This is a genomic window from Bradyrhizobium sp. USDA 4451, assembly GCF_054822585.1.
Genome location: NZ_JBTRCH010000001.1, coordinates 5,877,038 through 5,893,022, shown reverse-complemented (window position 1 = coordinate 5,893,022; position 15,985 = coordinate 5,877,038). Strand labels below are relative to the sequence as shown.

General features: G+C 65.8%; 17 protein-coding genes. 12 read left to right on the top strand and 5 right to left on the bottom strand.

From position 1 onward, the window contains the following. The first annotated feature begins 17 nt into the window (after positions 1-17). The 11 genes from ACVMB0_RS27160 to ACVMB0_RS27110 all read left to right on the top strand — a co-directional run bounded on the left by ACVMB0_RS27160 (position 18) and on the right by ACVMB0_RS27110 (position 9,676). The gene (locus ACVMB0_RS27160; RefSeq protein WP_456754664.1) at positions 18-569 is read left to right on the top strand and encodes an NADPH-dependent FMN reductase; all 552 of its coding nucleotides are present in this window, start codon (positions 18-20) and stop codon (positions 567-569) included. A 96-nt stretch (positions 570-665) separates the two neighbouring features. Then, on the top strand, positions 666-983 hold the full coding sequence (locus ACVMB0_RS27155) for an FtsB family cell division protein (protein WP_461348241.1): 318 nt from the start codon (positions 666-668) through the stop codon (positions 981-983). A gap of 159 nt (positions 984-1,142) precedes the next feature. Next, on the top strand, positions 1,143-2,162 hold the full coding sequence (gene pdhA / locus ACVMB0_RS27150) for a pyruvate dehydrogenase (acetyl-transferring) E1 component subunit alpha (protein WP_456754666.1): 1,020 nt from the start codon (positions 1,143-1,145) through the stop codon (positions 2,160-2,162). A 45-nt stretch (positions 2,163-2,207) separates the two neighbouring features. Continuing rightward, positions 2,208-3,617 carry a pyruvate dehydrogenase complex E1 component subunit beta gene (locus ACVMB0_RS27145; RefSeq protein WP_456754667.1) on the top strand — a complete coding sequence of 470 codons (1,410 nt, stop codon included), beginning with the start codon at positions 2,208-2,210 and terminating at the stop codon, positions 3,615-3,617. 5 nt (positions 3,618-3,622) lie between these two features. After that, positions 3,623-3,928, top strand: a complete 306-nt coding sequence (locus tag ACVMB0_RS27140) for a DUF5076 domain-containing protein (protein ID WP_021079261.1) — start codon at positions 3,623-3,625, stop codon at positions 3,926-3,928. 2 nt (positions 3,929-3,930) lie between these two features. Beyond that, complete coding sequence (locus ACVMB0_RS27135) at positions 3,931-5,289, top strand: pyruvate dehydrogenase complex dihydrolipoamide acetyltransferase (protein ID WP_461348240.1); 1,359 nt, start codon at positions 3,931-3,933, stop codon at positions 5,287-5,289. Positions 5,290-5,301: 12 nt separating this feature from the next. After that, positions 5,302-5,478 carry a hypothetical protein gene (locus ACVMB0_RS27130; RefSeq protein WP_456754669.1) on the top strand — a complete coding sequence of 59 codons (177 nt, stop codon included), beginning with the start codon at positions 5,302-5,304 and terminating at the stop codon, positions 5,476-5,478. Beyond that, a complete protein-coding gene (locus ACVMB0_RS27125) occupies positions 5,479-5,721 on the top strand; it encodes a hypothetical protein (protein ID WP_461348239.1) in 243 nt (80 codons plus the stop codon). 17 nt (positions 5,722-5,738) lie between these two features. Continuing rightward, entirely contained in the window at positions 5,739-7,160 is a 1,422-nt protein-coding gene (gene lpdA, locus ACVMB0_RS27120) for a dihydrolipoyl dehydrogenase (RefSeq protein WP_461348238.1), read from the top strand. Positions 7,161-7,339: 179 nt separating this feature from the next. Continuing rightward, a complete protein-coding gene (locus tag ACVMB0_RS27115) occupies positions 7,340-8,581 on the top strand; it encodes a threonine synthase (RefSeq protein WP_461348237.1) in 1,242 nt (413 codons plus the stop codon). A gap of 123 nt (positions 8,582-8,704) precedes the next feature. Beyond that, positions 8,705-9,676: a tripartite tricarboxylate transporter substrate binding protein BugD gene (locus ACVMB0_RS27110; protein WP_461348236.1), complete on the top strand. Its 972-nt coding sequence runs from the start codon at positions 8,705-8,707 to the stop codon at positions 9,674-9,676. 273 nt (positions 9,677-9,949) lie between these two features. On the opposite strand, the gene ACVMB0_RS27105 is transcribed toward ACVMB0_RS27110, so the two are convergent. Further along, complete coding sequence (locus ACVMB0_RS27105; RefSeq protein ID WP_461348235.1) at positions 9,950-12,163, bottom strand: lytic transglycosylase domain-containing protein; 2,214 nt, start codon at positions 12,161-12,163, stop codon at positions 9,950-9,952. Between the two features lie 287 nt (positions 12,164-12,450). Here ACVMB0_RS27105 and ACVMB0_RS27100 point away from each other — a divergent pair, with 287 nt between their 5' ends. Then, on the top strand, positions 12,451-12,597 hold the full coding sequence (locus ACVMB0_RS27100; RefSeq protein WP_461348234.1) for a hypothetical protein: 147 nt from the start codon (positions 12,451-12,453) through the stop codon (positions 12,595-12,597). 15 nt (positions 12,598-12,612) lie between these two features. Here the strand turns inward: ACVMB0_RS27100 and ACVMB0_RS27095 are convergent, their stop codons facing one another. The 4 genes from ACVMB0_RS27095 to dctP are packed head-to-tail and all read right to left on the bottom strand — an operon-like array spanning position 12,613 to position 15,985. After that, positions 12,613-13,041 (bottom strand): hypothetical protein, encoded by a 429-nt coding sequence (locus ACVMB0_RS27095; protein ID WP_461348233.1) that lies wholly within the window; start codon positions 13,039-13,041, stop codon positions 12,613-12,615. Positions 13,042-13,056: 15 nt separating this feature from the next. Beyond that, a complete protein-coding gene (locus ACVMB0_RS27090) occupies positions 13,057-14,415 on the bottom strand; it encodes a TRAP transporter large permease (RefSeq protein ID WP_461348232.1) in 1,359 nt (452 codons plus the stop codon). Further along, positions 14,412-14,963: a TRAP transporter small permease gene (locus ACVMB0_RS27085; RefSeq protein WP_461349717.1), complete on the bottom strand. Its 552-nt coding sequence runs from the start codon at positions 14,961-14,963 to the stop codon at positions 14,412-14,414. Before ACVMB0_RS27085 ends, ACVMB0_RS27090 begins: the two co-directional genes overlap by 4 nt. Beyond that, the gene (gene dctP, locus ACVMB0_RS27080; protein WP_456754679.1) at positions 14,963-15,985 is read right to left on the bottom strand and encodes a TRAP transporter substrate-binding protein DctP; all 1,023 of its coding nucleotides are present in this window, start codon (positions 15,983-15,985) and stop codon (positions 14,963-14,965) included. Before dctP ends, ACVMB0_RS27085 begins: the two co-directional genes overlap by 1 nt.

Genomic DNA, 15,985 nt, shown 5'->3' with positions numbered 1-15,985 from the left:
CCCGAGGGGAATCTGTAATGGCCTATAACATCGTCACCATCGTCGGCAGCATCCGCAAGGAGAGCTTTTCGCTGAAGATCGCCAATGCGCTGGCCAAGCTCGCGCCCGCCTCGCTGAAGCTCGAGGTCACGACGCTGCAGGGGATTTCCTTCTTCAACCAGGACCTCGAGGCGGCCCCGCCGGCGGACTGGCTCGCGCTCCGCGAGAAGCTGCAGAAGTCGAACGGCGTGCTGTTCGTGACCCCTGAATACAACCGCTCGATCCCGGGCGTGCTGAAGAACGCGATCGACGTCGCCTCGCGGCCCTACGGCAAGAGCTCGTTCCTCGGCAAGCCGGTCGGCATCATCGGCAATTCGCCCGGACCGCTCGGCGGCGTCAGCGCGGTGAAGCATCTGCAGAACATCCTGCCGGGCATCTCGGGCCCGATCCTCGGCCAGCCGGAGGCCTATCTCAACGGCGTCGGCGACGCCTTCGACGACAAGGGCGAGCTGACCAAGGAGTCGCTCAAGGCCGTGTTGCAGCAGTATCTCGACGCCTTCGCGGCCTTCATCGAAAAGCAGAACCGCTGATCCGGAGCCGTCGTCGTTCCGGTTGAATCGGTATCCGCGTCGCTCGAAATGCTCTCGTTCAGCGTTCGTTAACTCCATGGCCGCATCTTCGCGGCCATGGTTTCCCGCACGCGCCTCAAATCGATTCTGTCCGGTCTCGCCCTCTATACGCTGGCGGCGCTGATGGTCGGCTATTTCGGCATCAACGCCTACACCGGCAAATACGGCCTGAATGCGCGCCAGGAGCTCGACCAGGAAATCATCGCGCTGACATCGGAGCTGGCGCGGCTGAAGAAGGAGCGGGCCGAGGGCGAGCAGCGGGTGTCGCTGCTGCGGTCGGACCGGGTCGATCCCGACATGCTGGACGAGCGCGCGCGCTTCCAGCTCGACTACGTCAACCCGCGTGATCTGGTCCGGATCAACAAGCCGAACTGACGCGTTCTCAAATTTCAAAAACACGTGCGCGCTATCACAAAAGTGTCGCGCCGCGCTGCACTGCGGCATAGCAAAATTCCATCGGGCGAACGCAATCCTTCCAAGCCGATTTGAGTTGGGTTAGAGAGGGTTCTTCGACTTCTCTCACCCGGAATTGCCATGGCCACACCCAAGAAAACCGTCGCAAAGGACTCAGGGCAGGAGAAGGCTGGCTCGCCGCCGGAATTCTCCAAGCAGCAGGAGCTCAAGGCGCTGCGGGACATGCTGCTGATCCGACGCTTCGAGGAGAAGGCCGGCCAGCTCTATGGCATGGGTGCGATCGGCGGTTTCTGCCATCTCTATATCGGCCAGGAAGCCGTCGTGGTCGGCATGCAGATGGCGCTGAAGCCGGGCGACGAGGTCATAACCGGTTACCGGGACCACGGCCACATGCTGGCGACCGAAATGGAAGCCAAGGGCGTGATGGCCGAATTGACCGGACGCCGCGGCGGTTATTCCCGCGGCAAGGGCGGCTCCATGCACATGTTCAGCAAGGAGAAGCATTTCTACGGCGGTCACGGCATCGTCGGCGCGCAGGTGCCGCTCGGCACCGGCCTTGCCTTCGCCAACCGCTATCGCGGCAACGATAACGTGAGCGTGACCTATTTCGGCGACGGCGCCGCGAACCAGGGCCAGGTCTACGAGAGCTTCAACATGGCGGAGCTGTGGAAGCTGCCGGTGATCTATGTGATCGAGAACAATCGTTACGCGATGGGTACTTCGGTGTCGCGCGCGTCGGCGCAGCAGGACTTCTCCAAGCGTGGCGCCTCATTCAACATTCCAGGACGACAGGTCGATGGCATGGATGTGCGCGCGGTGAAGGCCGCCGCCGATGAGGCCACGGCCTGGTGCCGCGGCGGCAACGGACCGATCATCCTGGAGATGCAGACCTACCGCTACCGCGGCCACTCGATGTCCGATCCGGCGAAGTACCGCACGCGCGAGGAGGTCGAGAAGGTCCGCCACGACCAGGATCCGATCGAGCAGGTGCGCAACCGCTTGCTGGCATCCGGCGTCAGCGAGCAGGACCTGAAGGCGATCGACGCCGAGGTGCGCGAGATCGTCAACGCGGCCGCCGACTTCGCCCAGCACGATCCGGAGCCGGATGCGTCCGAGCTCTACACCGACATCTACCGCTGACCCCACCCGCGCAGACGAATCTCAAGACCGATTTCGGGAGCTGATATGCCCATTCAAGTGCTGATGCCTGCGCTGTCGCCCACCATGGAGAAGGGCAACCTCGCCAAATGGCTGAAAAAGGAAGGCGAGACCATCAAGTCCGGTGACGTCATCGCCGAGATCGAGACCGACAAGGCGACGATGGAGGTCGAGGCCACCGACGAGGGCACGCTCGGCAAGATCCTGATTCCGGAAGGCACCGCCGACGTCGCCGTCAACACGCCGATCGCCACCATCCTGGCCGACGGCGAAAGCGCGGCCGACCTCGCCAAGGTGCCGGCCGCTCCCGCGCCGCAGCCGAAGGCTGCCGAGGCCGCGCCTGCTGCCGAAGCCAAGGGAGATGTAAAGGCGGAAGCGCCGCAGCCGGCGGCGAAGGCACCGGCCGCGCCCGCTAGCGAGCCGCTGCCCGATCCGGAGATCCCCGCCGGCACCGAGATGGTCACCCAGACCATCCGCGAAGCGCTGCGCGATGCGATGGCCGAGGAGATGCGCCGCGACGGCGACGTCTTCATCATGGGCGAGGAGGTCGCCGAGTATCAGGGCGCCTACAAGGTGACGCAGGGCCTGTTGCAGGAGTTCGGCGCCCGCCGCGTGATCGATACGCCGATCACCGAGCACGGCTTTGCCGGCGTCGGCGTCGGTGCGGCGATGGCCGGGTTGAAGCCGATCGTCGAGTTCATGACCTGGAATTTCGCGATGCAGGCGATCGATCAGATCATCAACTCCGCCGCCAAGACGCTCTATATGTCGGGCGGGCAGATGGGCTGCTCGATCGTGTTCCGCGGCCCGAACGGCGCCGCCGCGCGCGTCGCCGCCCAGCATAGCCAGGACTATGCCGCCTGGTACTCGCAGATCCCGGGCCTCAAGGTGATCGCGCCGTATTCGGCTGCCGACTACAAGGGCCTGCTCAAGGCCGCGATCCGCGATCCCAATCCGGTGGTCTTCCTCGAGAACGAGGTACTGTACGGCCACACCGGCGAAGTGCCGAAGCTGCCCGATTTCGTGGTGCCGATCGGCAAGGCGCGGATTGCCCGCGCCGGCAAGGACGTCACCATCGTCTCCTGGGCGATGGGCATGTCCTATGCGCTGAAGGCCGCCGATGAACTCGCCAAGGAAGGCATCGAGGCCGAGGTGATCGACCTGCGCACCATCCGCCCGATGGACACCGAGACGGTCATCAACTCGGTGAAGAAGACCGGCCGTGCCGTCACGGTCGAAGAGGGCTGGCAGCAGAGCGGCGTCGGCTCCGAGGTCGCCGCGCGCATCATGGAGCACGCCTTCGACTATCTCGATGCGCCGGTCGCGCGTGTCTCCGGCAAGGACGTCCCGATGCCCTACGCCGCGAATCTCGAAAAGCTCGCTCTGCCCTCCGTCGCCGAGGTGGTCGCGGCCGCCAAGGCCGTGTCCTACCGGTAACGCCGATGGCCGGTCCCAAGGAGCAGCCGCTGCCGCCCGACGTGATGGGCCGCGACGACGCCGTCGAGGTGCTGCGCGCCTTTGTGGTCGACGGCGGCCTGTCGATCGCGTTCCAGCGCGCCTTCGAGGAGCCGGACATGTGGGGGCTGATGCTCGTCGACATCGCCCGTCACGCCGCGCGCGCCTATTCGCGCGAGAGCGAATACACCGAGGACGAGGCGCTCGCGCGCATCGTCGAGATGTTCGAAGCCGAGATCGCCCGGCCGACCGACATGGGCCAAACCAAACCGCGGTCGCAACAAGGTCACTGACAATGCCGATCAATATTCTCATGCCCGCGCTGTCGCCGACGATGGAAAAGGGCAACCTCGCCAAGTGGCTCAAGAAAGAGGGCGACAAGGTCAAGTCCGGCGACGTGATCGCGGAGATCGAGACCGACAAGGCGACGATGGAAGTCGAAGCGGTCGATGAAGGCACGATCGCCAAGATCCTGGTGCCCGAGGGCACCCAGGACGTTCCGGTCAACGACGTGATCGCGGTGATGGCCGGCGACGGCGAGGATGTGAAGGCGGCCGCCAGCGCCGGGGCGGGCGCAGCGCCAGCGCCGAAGCCCGCCGAGGCACCGAAGCCCGCGGCCCAGGCCGCGCCGGCCCCTGAATCAGCCCCGAAGGCGGCTCCGGCACCCGCGGCCGGGCCGACCCAGGCGGCGGCACCTGCGGCCGCGGCGTCGCAGGCCAATGGCCACACCCGCGTGTTTTCCTCGCCGCTGGCGCGCCGGTTGGCGAAAGAAGCCGGAATCGATCTCGGCCGCATCACCGGCACCGGGCCGCATGGCCGCGTCATCGCCCGCGACGTCGACGACGCCAAGTCCGGCAAGGGCCTGAAGGCGCCGGCGGCTGCGCCCGCCGCGGGGCCGAGTATCGCGCCGTCAATGTCCGACAAGCAGATCCTGGCGCTGTTCGAGCCGGGCTCCTACGAGGTCGTGCCGCATGACGGCATGCGCCGCACCATCGCGCAGCGGCTCACCGCCTCGGTGCAGAACGTCCCGCACTTCTATCTCACGATCGACTGCGACATCGGCAAGCTGCTCGCCGCGCGCGAGGAGATCAACGCGGCCGCGCCGAAGGACAAGGAGAAGAAGCCGCTCTACAAGATCTCGGTCAACGACTTCGTCATCAAGGCGATGGCGGTCGCGCTGCAGAAGATCCCGAACTGCAATGTCAGCTGGACCGAAGGCGGCATGCTCAAGCACAAGCATTCCGACGTCGGCGTCGCGGTGGCGATGCCGGGCGGCCTGATCACGCCGATCATCCGCAAGGCCGAGACCAAGACGCTGTCGACCATCTCCAACGAGATGAAGGACTTTGCCGCCCGCGCCCGTGCCCGCAAGCTGAAGCCGGAAGAATATCAGGGCGGCACCACTGCGGTGTCGAATCTGGGCATGTACGGCATCAACCACTTCACCGCCGTGATCAACCCGCCGCACGCCTCGATCCTCGCGGTCGGCACCTCGGAGGAGCGCCCGGTGGTGCGCGGCGGCAAGATCGAGATCGCCAACATCATGAGCGTGACGTTGTCGTGCGATCACCGCGCGATCGACGGCGCGCTGGGTGCCGAGCTGATCGGTGCCTTCAAGCAGCTGATCGAGAACCCCGTGATGATGATGGTGTGACGGGCATCGGCCATGTACGCGATCGCCGGTCCGTACGTCCTGCTCGTCGCCATCGCCGTCGCGTTGCTGGTCGCGGTCAACCGCGACCTGATCTCGACGTTCCAGTTCAGGATGATGATGATCGGCGCGGCCGTGCTCGCGGTGGTGTGGACCATCTTCCTCGGTGCGGTATGGCAGGAGTACCGATGAATGGCCGGCACGGCCCGCACGCGCTGGCCCTGGATCTCGCTGCTGCTGTCGGCCGCGCTGGTGTGCAATCCGGTCGGGCTGGATTTTCTGCACTCCGCGTTCTTCGCCGGCGAACAACTGGCGCGGAACGTCGCCCAGCCGATCGTGCTGACGGCCCTGGCCATCATGGCCGTGACGATCGGGCTCGAATGGCTGGTCAGGACATTGATCGCAAGAAGCCGCGCGCGCGGCGTCACACATTGAGTTGAACGGGAGCCGCCATGGCCGACACATCCTTCGACGTCATCATCATCGGCTCCGGCCCCGGCGGCTACGTCACCGCGATCCGCGCCGCGCAACTCGGCTTCAAGACCGCGATCGTCGAGAAATCCTATCTCGGCGGCATCTGCCTGAACTGGGGCTGCATCCCGACCAAGGCGCTGCTGCGCTCGGCCGAGATCTACCACTACATGCAGCACGCCAAGGATTACGGGCTGTCGGCGGACAACGTCTCGTTCGATCCGAAGGCGGTGGTGCAGCGCTCGCGCGGCGTCTCGAAGCGGCTCAATGACGGCGTCGGCTTCCTGATGAAGAAGAACAAGGTCACGGTGATCTGGGGCGACGCCACGATCGATGCGCCCGGGAAGATCACGGTGAAGAAATCCGCGGTCGAGGCGCCGAAGGGCGCGAGCGGCGAGGGCACCTATCAGGCCAAGCACATCATCGTCGCGACGGGCGCACGGCCGCGCGTGCTGCCCGGGCTTGAGCCCGACAAGAAGCTGATCTGGACCTATTTCGAGGCGATGGTGCCGGAACGGATGCCGAAATCGCTGCTGGTGGTCGGCTCCGGCGCGATCGGCATCGAGTTCGCCTCGTTCTTCCACACCATGGGCGCCGACGTCACCGTGGTCGAGGTGCTGCCGCAGATCCTCCCCGTGGAGGACGCGGAGATCGCCGGCCTCGCCCGCAAGCGCTTCGAGAAGCAGGGCATCAAGATCATGTCCTCGACCAAGGTGACGAAGCTGGAGAAGAAGGCCGACAGCGTGGTCGCGACCATCGACGACGGCAAGGGCCAGCCGCAGAGCAAGGAATTCGAGCGCGTGATCTCGGCGGTCGGCGTGGTCGGCAATATCGAGGGGCTCGGGCTGGAAAAGCTCGGCGTCAAGACCGACCGCGGCTGCATCGTGATCGACGGCCTCGGCAAGACCAATGTCCCCGGCATCTACGCGATCGGCGACGTCGCGGGCCCGCCGATGCTCGCGCACAAGGCCGAGCATGAGGGCGTGATCTGCATCGAGGCGATCAAGGGCCTGCATCCGCATCCGATGGACAAGCTGATGATCCCGGGCTGCACCTATTGCAACCCGCAGGTCGCTTCCGTCGGCCTCACCGAGGCCAAGGCCAAGGAAGGCGGCCGCGAGATCCGCGTCGGTCGCTTCCCGTTCGTCGGCAACGGCAAGGCGATTGCGCTCGGCGAGGACCAGGGCCTGGTCAAGGTGATCTTCGACAAGAAGACCGGGCAGTTGCTCGGCGCGCACATGATCGGGGCCGAGGTCACCGAGCTGATCCAGGGCTACGTGGTGGCGATGAACCTGGAGACCACCGAAGAGGAATTGATGCACACCGTATTCCCGCATCCGACGCTGTCGGAAATGATGAAGGAAGCGGTGCTCGACGCCTACGGGCGGGTGCTGAATATTTGACGCCGCGGACGCCGCCCCCGGTCCCGTCATCCTGAGGAGCGCAGAGCGCGTCTCGAAGGATGCACGGCCCGGATTACTCAGCGAGGCCGTTCGCCCTTCGAGACGGTCGCTGCGCGGCCTCCTCAGGGTGACGGGTCTGGCAGAGAAGACATCACGAAGAACAAGAAGGACAGAATCTCGTGAAGGACAACGACAACCTCACCCTCGAACGCCCGACCTTCGTGACCCATCTCGAATGCGCGATGGAGGGCGATCATTATGCGGCCGACCAGGTCCATAACCTGTCCAAGGCCGGCAAGCCGCTGCTGGTGCGCTATGACCTCGCCGGCGTGAAGAAGGCGCTGACCAAGGACGCGCTGGCCCAGCGTCCGGCGGACCTGTGGCGCTATCGCGAGCTGCTGCCGGTGCGCAAATGCCGGGACATCGTCAGCCTCGGCGAGGTCACGACGCCGCTGATCCGGCTGCCGCGGCTCGGCGCCAAGCTCGGCGGCGGCGAGATCATCGTCAAGGACGAGGGGCGGTTGCCGACCGGATCGTTCAAGGCGCGCGGCCTTGTCATGGCGGTGTCGATGGGCAAGGCGCTCGGCATCAAGCACATGGCGATGCCGACCAACGGCAATGCCGGTGCGGCGCTCGCGGCCTATGCCACCTCGTGCGGCATCAAGACCACGATCTTCTGCCCGGCGGATACGCCTGAGGTCAATGTCAGCGAGATCGAGCTGCAGGGCGCCACCGTCTATCGCGTCAACGGCTATATCGACGACTGCGGCAAGATCGTCGGCGAGGGAAAAGCAAAAGTCGGCTGGTTCGATACCTCGACCCTGAAAGAGCCGTACCGGATCGAGGGCAAGAAGACCATGGGCCTCGAGCTCGCCGAGCAGCTCGGCTGGGACGTGCCGGACGTGATCTTCTATCCGACCGGCGGCGGCACCGGCCTGATCGGCATGTGGAAGGCGTTCGACGAGCTCGAAAAGATCGGCTTCATCGGCTCGAAGCGCCCGCGCATGGTGGCGGTGCAGGCGTCCGGCTGCGCGCCGATGGTGCGGGCCTATGAGGCCGGCACCGAGCACGCGGCACGCTGGGAGGACGCCCACACCATCGCCTCCGGCATCCGCGTGCCGCAGGCGATCGGCGATTTCCTCATCCTGCGCGCGGTGCGCGAAAGCAAGGGCTTTGCGATCGCCGTCGACGACGACAAGATCACCGCAGCGCTCAATGAGGTCGCGCGCGAGGAGGGGCTGTTGCTGTGCCCCGAGGGCGCCGCGACCTATGCCGCCTACAAGCAGAGCCTTGCCGACGGCCGCGTCGCGAAGGGCGACCGCGTGATGCTGTTCAATTGCGCCAGCGGCCTGAAATACCCGCTGCCGCCGATCACCCGGACGCTGGACCGGCACAAGCCGATCGACTTCTCGCAGTTCTGAGCGGTCATTCTAGTTCGTCATTGCGAGCGAAGCGAAGCAATCCATTTCACCGCTTGCGCTGAACCATGGATTGCTTCGTCGCTTCGCTCCTTGCAATGACAAAATCATTCGAGGGAGTGCATGATGCGTAGAACGATCTGGGCTGCCTTGGCTGCATTGTTGACCATCACCAGCCCTGCGCGCGCCGAGACCTATCCCGCGCACCCGATCACCATCGTGGTGCCGTTCGCCGCCGGTGGTCCGTCGGATGCGATGGCGCGCATCCTCGGGGAGCACATGAAGCAGTCGCTCGGCGAGGTGCTGCTGATCGAGAACGTGACCGGAGCGGGCGGCTCGATCGGCGTCGGCCGCGCGGTGCGTTCGGCGCCCGACGGCTACACCGTCTCGTTCGGCCATCTCGGCACCCATGTCGCGAACGGCGCGATCTACAAGCTCGGCTATGATCTCGTCACCGATCTCGAGCCGGTGGTGCTGCTGCCGAGCAATCCGATGATTATCGTCAGCAAGAACGCGGTGCCGGCGACTTCGCTGAAGGAGCTGTTGGCGTGGCTGAAGTCGCGGCCGGAGCCGCCGACCGCGGGCACCGCCGGCGCCGGCAGCGGCAGCCACATCGCCGGGCTGTATTTCGAGAACGTCTCCGGCATCAAGCTGCAATACGTGCCGTATCGCGGCACCGGGCCGGCGCTGAACGACCTCGTCGCCGGCCAGATCGACATCATCGTCGACCAGACCTCGAATTCGATCAACCAGGTCCGCGCCGGCAACATCCGCGCCTACGCGGTGACCGATTCCAAACGGGTCGCGAATGCGCCCGAGGTTCCGACGGTCGACGAGGCCGGCCTGCCGGGCTTCCACATGACACTGTGGTCCGGCCTCTGGGTGCCGAAGGGCACGCCGAAGGAGATCGTGACCAAGCTCAACGCCGCCGCGGTCGCGGCGATGGCCGATCCGACGGTGCAGAAGCAGCTCGAGAATCTCGGCTTGCAGATGCCGCCGAAGGACCAGCTGACGCCGGAAGCGCTCGGCGCCTGGCAGAGGGCGGAAATCGCAAAGTGGTGGCCGATGATCAAGGCCGCCAATGTGAAGGTGGATTGAAGATTGTCGGGCGGATTAGCCGCAGGCGTACTCCGCCATTCGCGGGCCGGGCGGCGCGGCGGGTTACGCGTTGCTAACTAATCTTACTGCGTCATAATTCTGCCTCCGCGTCATTGCGAGGAGCGATAGCGACGAAGCAATCCACCCAACCGCGTTTGCGGGACGGTGGATTGCTTCGCTTCGCTCGCAATGACGGTTGGATTCGTTCACGGCCTCTCAGGATCGGCTGAAAGAGCGCTTGTGACGCAGTAGTACTAACCCGCCCTACGTTCCCTACTGTGATGCCGGCGCCGCATTGCTCTCCTGCGTCACGACGCGCTCGCCGTTCTTGGCCATTGCCGTGCCGGCGTCCTCGAACCGCGCCTGGTAGACCGCGAAATTCTCCATCACGCGCTGGACGTAGTTGCGCGTCTCCGAGATCGGGATCCGTTCCACCCAGTCGACCGGATCGACGTTGGGATCGCGCGGGTCGCCATAGGCCTTGACCCAGTCGCGGACGCGGCCGCGGCCGGCGTTGTAGCCGGCAAACGTCATGATGTGGCAGTTGCGGTATTCCGACAGCAGCGCGCTGAGCTCGGCTGCGCCCATCTGGGTGTTGTAGACCGGATCGGACACCATCCGGCTCCAGTCATAGCTGACGCCGAAACGCTTGGCGGTGTCGCGGCCGGCTTCCGGCGTCACCTGCATCAGCCCGACGGCGTTGGCCGCCGACTTGTCGCGCTGATCGAATGCGCTTTCGGTGCGCGCGATCGAGTAGGTCATGCTGCGCCCGATATCGGGCGCGATCGGGGTGTGCTTGGGAATGCCGATCACCGGGAAGGCGTAATGATCGAAGGCGAAGCCGCGCCCTAGCGCGATCTTGCCGATCTGCAGCATGGCGCGGGCATCGTTGCGGCGGCCGGTGAGCTCGGCGAGCGCCTCGAGCATGCCGACATCGGTGCTTTCCTCGGCCAGGTCGGCCGCGAAATAGAGCACGATATCCGGTTCGCCGATCGCATAGAGCATATCGGCGGCGCGGACGCGCTCGTCGGCCGCCATGCTGGAGGCGCTGGCGCCCGGCGAGGGCGCGTGCAGCTCGACGCCGCCGTCGCGGCCGAGCTTGGCCAGCGCGAGCTGGCCATAATAGGCGGTCGGGTACCGCGCGGCGGCCTGGTAGTCGGCCCGCATCGCCACCCTGTTGCCGAGCGCCTCGGCGGCGCGGCCGCGCCAATAGGCGGCCCGCGACAGCACCGTCGGGTTGGTCTGGCCTTCGTCGATGTGGGCGAAATGCGCCGCGGCGGTCTTGGCATCGTCGAGATAACGCAGCGCGATCCAGCCGCGCATGAAGTGCATGTCGGAGCGGTAATAGGGATTGTCCGGCGCCGCCGCGCCCCGGATCACGTCATAGGCCGCCTGGTACTCACCCTGGTCGAGCAGCTTGCGGGAGAGGATACGCCGCTCGCGCCACCACTGGTCGGTGTCCTGCTGCGCCATCGTCTCGGGCGCTGCCGCGATCGTCACGCGCGCCGCATCGTCGATCCGGTTCTTTGCGAGCAGAAACTGGATGCGACACAGCGTGTAGCCGAGATCGCTGCGGGCATCGGCCGGCACGTCATCGAGCGTGTCCTCGGCCTTGCTGGATTGCCCGCGGACCGCGCCGCAGGCCTTCACGATCGCCAGATAATCGCTGCCGAGGTGCTGCGCCGCGCGCCGGGCGCCGGCGAGGTCCTTGGCGCCGATCCGCTTGTCCATGCGCGCGCGATGGTCGTCGCGCGTCAGCAGATCCTTGAACGCGTCGTAGGCGTCGCTCTCGGTCCGCTCCAGCAATTCGTCCGAACGCCAGGCCTCGCGGACCAGCCGGGTGGCGCCGTCGCGGTCGCCTTCGGCGAGCAGGGTGCGGGCGAGCGCGAACTTGCCCTTGGCGCTGATCGGCTGGTCGAGCGTGAAGCCGTGCACCGTGGCCGGATCGCTGCGCTCCTGCCACATCCGCGCTTCGGCGCGTTTGCGCAGCAGCGTGACGCTTGGCCAGTCCGGGTTGGCGGTCATGAACGCCGCATAGCGGCTGAACGGCGCATTCGATTCCGAATGGCGCAGCAGATACCACTCGACGAGCTTGCGTCCGACCGGGTCGGTGATCCCAGCCTGGATATCGGTGGCGTCGTTGGTCTTGCCCCGGCGCGCAGCTGTGATCGCGTCCCTGACCATGGCGAGATCGCCGGACAGTTGCGGCCCGGCGGGTTTCACCGGTTCTGCCGGCGCGGTCTCTGCCGATTTTGACGGAACGGATTTGGTCTTGGCGGATTTGTGCTTGTCGGCGCCATGCCTGGCGTGCCGGCGCTTGGCCGAGGCCTCGCGCGCAACCTTGCTGCCGGCCTTTGAACTAGCCTTGGCGCCGTGGCCGCTCTTGGCCTGGTGCTGGTGATGCGGCTTGGCGTCTGCCTTGATCGGCAGCAGCGCGAGCGCGGCGGCGGTGGCGAAGCACGCCAGCGGACGTAGGCAACGGTTCATTCCCTGGTCCCCCCTGAGAAACCATGAGGCACAACAGAACGCGTCATACGGCGGCACAACCGCCGCAGATTACCACTACCCTCGATTCTCGAGTGTTAATGCGGCTGCAACTCAACAGGGAAAACGCGGCGAAATATGGAATGCGGCGTGTGGAACCCGCGGGAACCGGGATTTTTACGGGTGAAGCGCCGCACTTTGATCGGGTGACCCTGAGATGTATCCTCGCTGCAAACGCCGTGGGGGTTGCCGTTATCACCGACAGATCACTTCGTGCGAGCCGAGGCGCCATGACGGCTCGCCTCACGACCATTCTCGACGGTGGTCGCTATTTCGAAGGCCCGCGATGGCATCTCGGGCGGCTCTGGTTCGTCGACTGCATGGCGCGGCGGATCGACGTGGTCGAGGTCGAAACGCCCGGTGACGGCTATCCCTGAGTCACAGTCGGGAAGCTAGGACTGCTTCTTCTTTTTCTTCTCTTTCTTCTTCAGGATGTCGGCCTGGCTCCTAAAGGCGCGCGCGAGCGAGCGCATCTGGTTGGCGACGATGGCGTCCGCCGTCGTCGTTGCGACCCGTTCCGCGGTCTGCGCCTGCTTGCGAATTGCCTTGGCCATTTTCATGAAGGAACCAATCGCGCAGCGCCGCTCTGGTTCCAGCGCGCGCGCCGGCATCTTGAAGGCTTGAGCTTCGTTCTTGTTTCGTTCATATTGGCTTGCCCGGGAGAATGCCGCCATGGACGTCGAACGAGACCGTGCAATCATCAGGCTATGGAACGAACTCCGCCGGCTCCAGCGCGAGGGGCGTCCGACGGCGTCGCTCGTCCGTCGGATCGAGCAGGCACTGGCGGCACGGGAGCAGGAGGCGGCCTGACCGCCATCCACTCCGCTTCCAACGCGTTAGCGCCCGCCGTCCGGCCCCATCACCAGGTTCGGCAGCCAGGTCGAGATCTCCGGGAAGACGCACAGCATCAGCACCGCGAACATCATCAGCAGCACGAACGGCAGCGTGCCCCAGATCACCTCGCTCAAGGGGATGTCGGGCGCGACGTTGCGGATGACGAAGATGTTGAGGCCGACCGGCGGATGGATCAGGCCCATCTCCATCACGATGGTCATGACGACGCCGAACCAGATGATGTCGAACTCGGCCGCGCGCAGCGGCGGCAGGATGATCGGCGCGGTCATCAGGATGATCGAGACCGGCGGCAGGAAGAAGCCGAGTACGATCACCATCACCAGGATCGCAAACAGCAGCTCCCAGCGCGGCAGGTGCATCGCGACGATCGCCTCGGCCGCCGACTGCGAGATGTGCAGATAGCTCATCACGTAGGAATACAGCAGCGACATGCCGATGATCAGCATCAGCATGGTCGACTCGCGGATGGTCGATTTCAGGATCGGCGACAGGTCGCTGGGTTTCCACACGCTGTAGATCACGGCGATCAGCCCGAGCGCCAGCAGGCCGCCGAGGCCTGCGGTTTCCGACGGCGTGGCGTAGCCGCCATAGAGCGCGATCATCACGCCGGTCAGGAGCAGCACGAACGGGATCACGCGCGGCAGCGCGCTGAAGCGTTCGGCCATGGTGAACTCGTCGCGCTGCAGGATCGCCGCGTCCTCGCCGGTCTCCGCATAGGCGGCCTTGGCCGTCGCATATTCCCTGCGGAAGCGGAACACGGCGTAGAGGCCGAACAGCGAGACCAGCAGCAGCCCCGGGCCGATGCCGGCGAGGAACAGCCGCCCCAGCGATTTCTCGGCGGCGACCGCGAACAGGATCATCGTGATCGAGGGCGGCAGCAGGATGCCGAGCGTGCCGCCGGCGGCGATGATGCCCGCGGCAAAGCCGCCGGAATAGCCGCGCTTGCGCATCTCCGGAATGCCGGCCGAACCGATCGCCGAGCAGGTCGCGGGCGATGAGCCGGCCATCGCCGCGAACAGCGCGCAGGCGAACACGTTGGCGACGCCGAGGCCGCCGGGCACCCGATGCAGCCAGGCATGCAGCGCCGAGTAGAGGTCCTGGCCGGCGCGCGATTTGCCGATCGCCGCGCCCTTCAGGATGAACAGCGGGATCGACAGCAGCGTGATCGAGGCCATCTCCTCGTAGACGTTCTGCGTCACCGTATCGAGCGAAGCCGCCGGCATGTAGATCGCCATGAACACGACCGCGACTGCACCGAGCGCGAATGCGATCGGCATGCCGGAGAACATCGCAAACAGGGTGGCAAGCCCGTAGGAGATGCCAATACCAAACACGGTCATCGGCGCGCGCCACCGGTCAGCGGAAGGATGATCTGCAAAAGTAGTTGCACGCAAAGCAGCGTCATGCCCAGCGCCATCAGCCCGTAGGGGATGGCGAGCGGCGGCGACCACATCGAGTTGGAGACCTGGCCGTCGACATAGGCCTCGTGGGCCAGGGTCCAGGACTTCCAGGCGAAGAAGGTGCAGAACGCGAAGCTCGCGACATCGACCAGCCACAGCCGGATGCCGTTGACGCGCGCCGAGAGCAGGCCGACGAACGCCTCGATGCTGACATGGCCGCGCTGGCTCTGCACATAGGCCGAGGTCATGAAGGTAGCGCCGACCAAAAGGAACACGGCGGCCTCGTCCTGCCAGTAGTTCGGGCTGTGGAACAGGGCGCGCCCGAGCACGCTGTAGCTCAGGATCGCGCAGGCCGCGATCAGGGCGAGCGCGGCGAACACCACGATGACATTGTTGCAGACGGACAGCGCGCGCCCAAGCATCGCCACGGCGGTATTGCCCGTGGCGATGCCAGCCGTTTCGGCTTGATCCGCGACCGGACCATGCATCATGCGGCGACGTCGCTTGCGAGCTTCAGCAGGTTGGCGGCGGTCGCCGTCTTGGCACCATAGTCCTTCCAGGCGGTGTCGCGCGCGATGTCGCGCCACTTGCCGACCACGGCGGCATCGAGCGCACTGACCTTGGCGCCGGCCTTCTCGTAGACCTTGGCGACTTCGGCATCGTCGTCCTGCGCGCCCTTGCGGCCGAACGCCTCGAGCTCGGTGCCGACCGCGAGGATGATGTCCTGCTGGTTCTTCGGCAGCTTGTCGAAGATCGCCTTCGACATCATCAGCGGCTCCAGCATGAACCAGTACGAGGCGCCGGCGCCCGAGGTCAGCGACTTCGCGACCTCCTCGAGGCGGAACGAGATCAGGCTGGTGGAGGAGGTGATGCCGGCATCGCAGGCGCCGGTCTGCATCGCGGCGTAGATCTCGTTCGACGGCACCGACAGCACCGCGGCGCCGGCGGTCTGCAGCACCATGTCCATCTCGCGCGAGCCGCCGCGCACCTTCAGGCCCTTGGCGTCTTCCGGCGCCACGATCGCCTTGGAGCGGCTGGCGACGCCGCCGGCCTGCCAGACCCAGGAGATCAGGAGAATGCCCTTGTCGGCGAGGAAATCGGTCAGGGCCTTGCCGACCGGCTCCTGTTTCCAGCGCAGGCCCTGGTCGTAGGTGGTGACGAGGCCGGGCATCAGGCCGATGTTGGTCTCCGGCAATTCGCCGCCGGCATAGGGCATCGGATACAGACTGAGATCGAGCGCGCCCTTGCGCATCGCGGAGAACTGCGCGTTGGTCTTGATCAGCGACGAGTTCGGATAGATCTCGGCGGTCAGGTCGCCGCCCGAGCGCTTGGCGATTTCGGCAGCGAACATCCGGCACAGCCGGTCGCGGAAGTCGCCCTTGTCGATGGTGCCGCCGGGAAACTGGTGCGAGATCTTCAGCGTGGTCGCGGCATGCGCGGTCCCGACGCCCATCCGCAGCACGGCTGGGGCGGCGAGGGCGGACGCGAGGACGTGGCGGCGTGTGAGCAT

What these genes read in the sequence shown, in the direction of transcription:
- ACVMB0_RS27105 (WP_461348235.1), bottom strand. Translation starts at nt 12,163, where the DNA reads ATGAACCGTTGCCTACGTCCGCTGGCGTGCTTCGCCACCGCCGCCGCG.
- ACVMB0_RS27110 (WP_461348236.1), top strand. Translation starts at nt 8,705, where the DNA reads ATGCGTAGAACGATCTGGGCTGCCTTGGCTGCATTGTTGACCATCACC.
- ACVMB0_RS27140 (WP_021079261.1), top strand. Translation starts at nt 3,623, where the DNA reads ATGGCCGGTCCCAAGGAGCAGCCGCTGCCGCCCGACGTGATGGGCCGC.
- ACVMB0_RS27160 (WP_456754664.1), top strand. Translation starts at nt 18, where the DNA reads ATGGCCTATAACATCGTCACCATCGTCGGCAGCATCCGCAAGGAGAGC.
- ACVMB0_RS27135 (WP_461348240.1), top strand. Translation starts at nt 3,931, where the DNA reads ATGCCGATCAATATTCTCATGCCCGCGCTGTCGCCGACGATGGAAAAG.
- ACVMB0_RS27130 (WP_456754669.1), top strand. Translation starts at nt 5,302, where the DNA reads ATGTACGCGATCGCCGGTCCGTACGTCCTGCTCGTCGCCATCGCCGTC.
- ACVMB0_RS27145 (WP_456754667.1), top strand. Translation starts at nt 2,208, where the DNA reads ATGCCCATTCAAGTGCTGATGCCTGCGCTGTCGCCCACCATGGAGAAG.
- ACVMB0_RS27085 (WP_461349717.1), bottom strand. Translation starts at nt 14,963, where the DNA reads ATGCATGGTCCGGTCGCGGATCAAGCCGAAACGGCTGGCATCGCCACG.
- ACVMB0_RS27125 (WP_461348239.1), top strand. Translation starts at nt 5,479, where the DNA reads ATGGCCGGCACGGCCCGCACGCGCTGGCCCTGGATCTCGCTGCTGCTG.
- dctP (WP_456754679.1), bottom strand. Translation starts at nt 15,985, where the DNA reads ATGCTCACACGCCGCCACGTCCTCGCGTCCGCCCTCGCCGCCCCAGCC.
- ACVMB0_RS27090 (WP_461348232.1), bottom strand. Translation starts at nt 14,415, where the DNA reads ATGACCGTGTTTGGTATTGGCATCTCCTACGGGCTTGCCACCCTGTTT.
- lpdA (WP_461348238.1), top strand. Translation starts at nt 5,739, where the DNA reads ATGGCCGACACATCCTTCGACGTCATCATCATCGGCTCCGGCCCCGGC.
- ACVMB0_RS27100 (WP_461348234.1), top strand. Translation starts at nt 12,451, where the DNA reads ATGACGGCTCGCCTCACGACCATTCTCGACGGTGGTCGCTATTTCGAA.
- pdhA (WP_456754666.1), top strand. Translation starts at nt 1,143, where the DNA reads ATGGCCACACCCAAGAAAACCGTCGCAAAGGACTCAGGGCAGGAGAAG.
- ACVMB0_RS27155 (WP_461348241.1), top strand. Translation starts at nt 666, where the DNA reads ATGGTTTCCCGCACGCGCCTCAAATCGATTCTGTCCGGTCTCGCCCTC.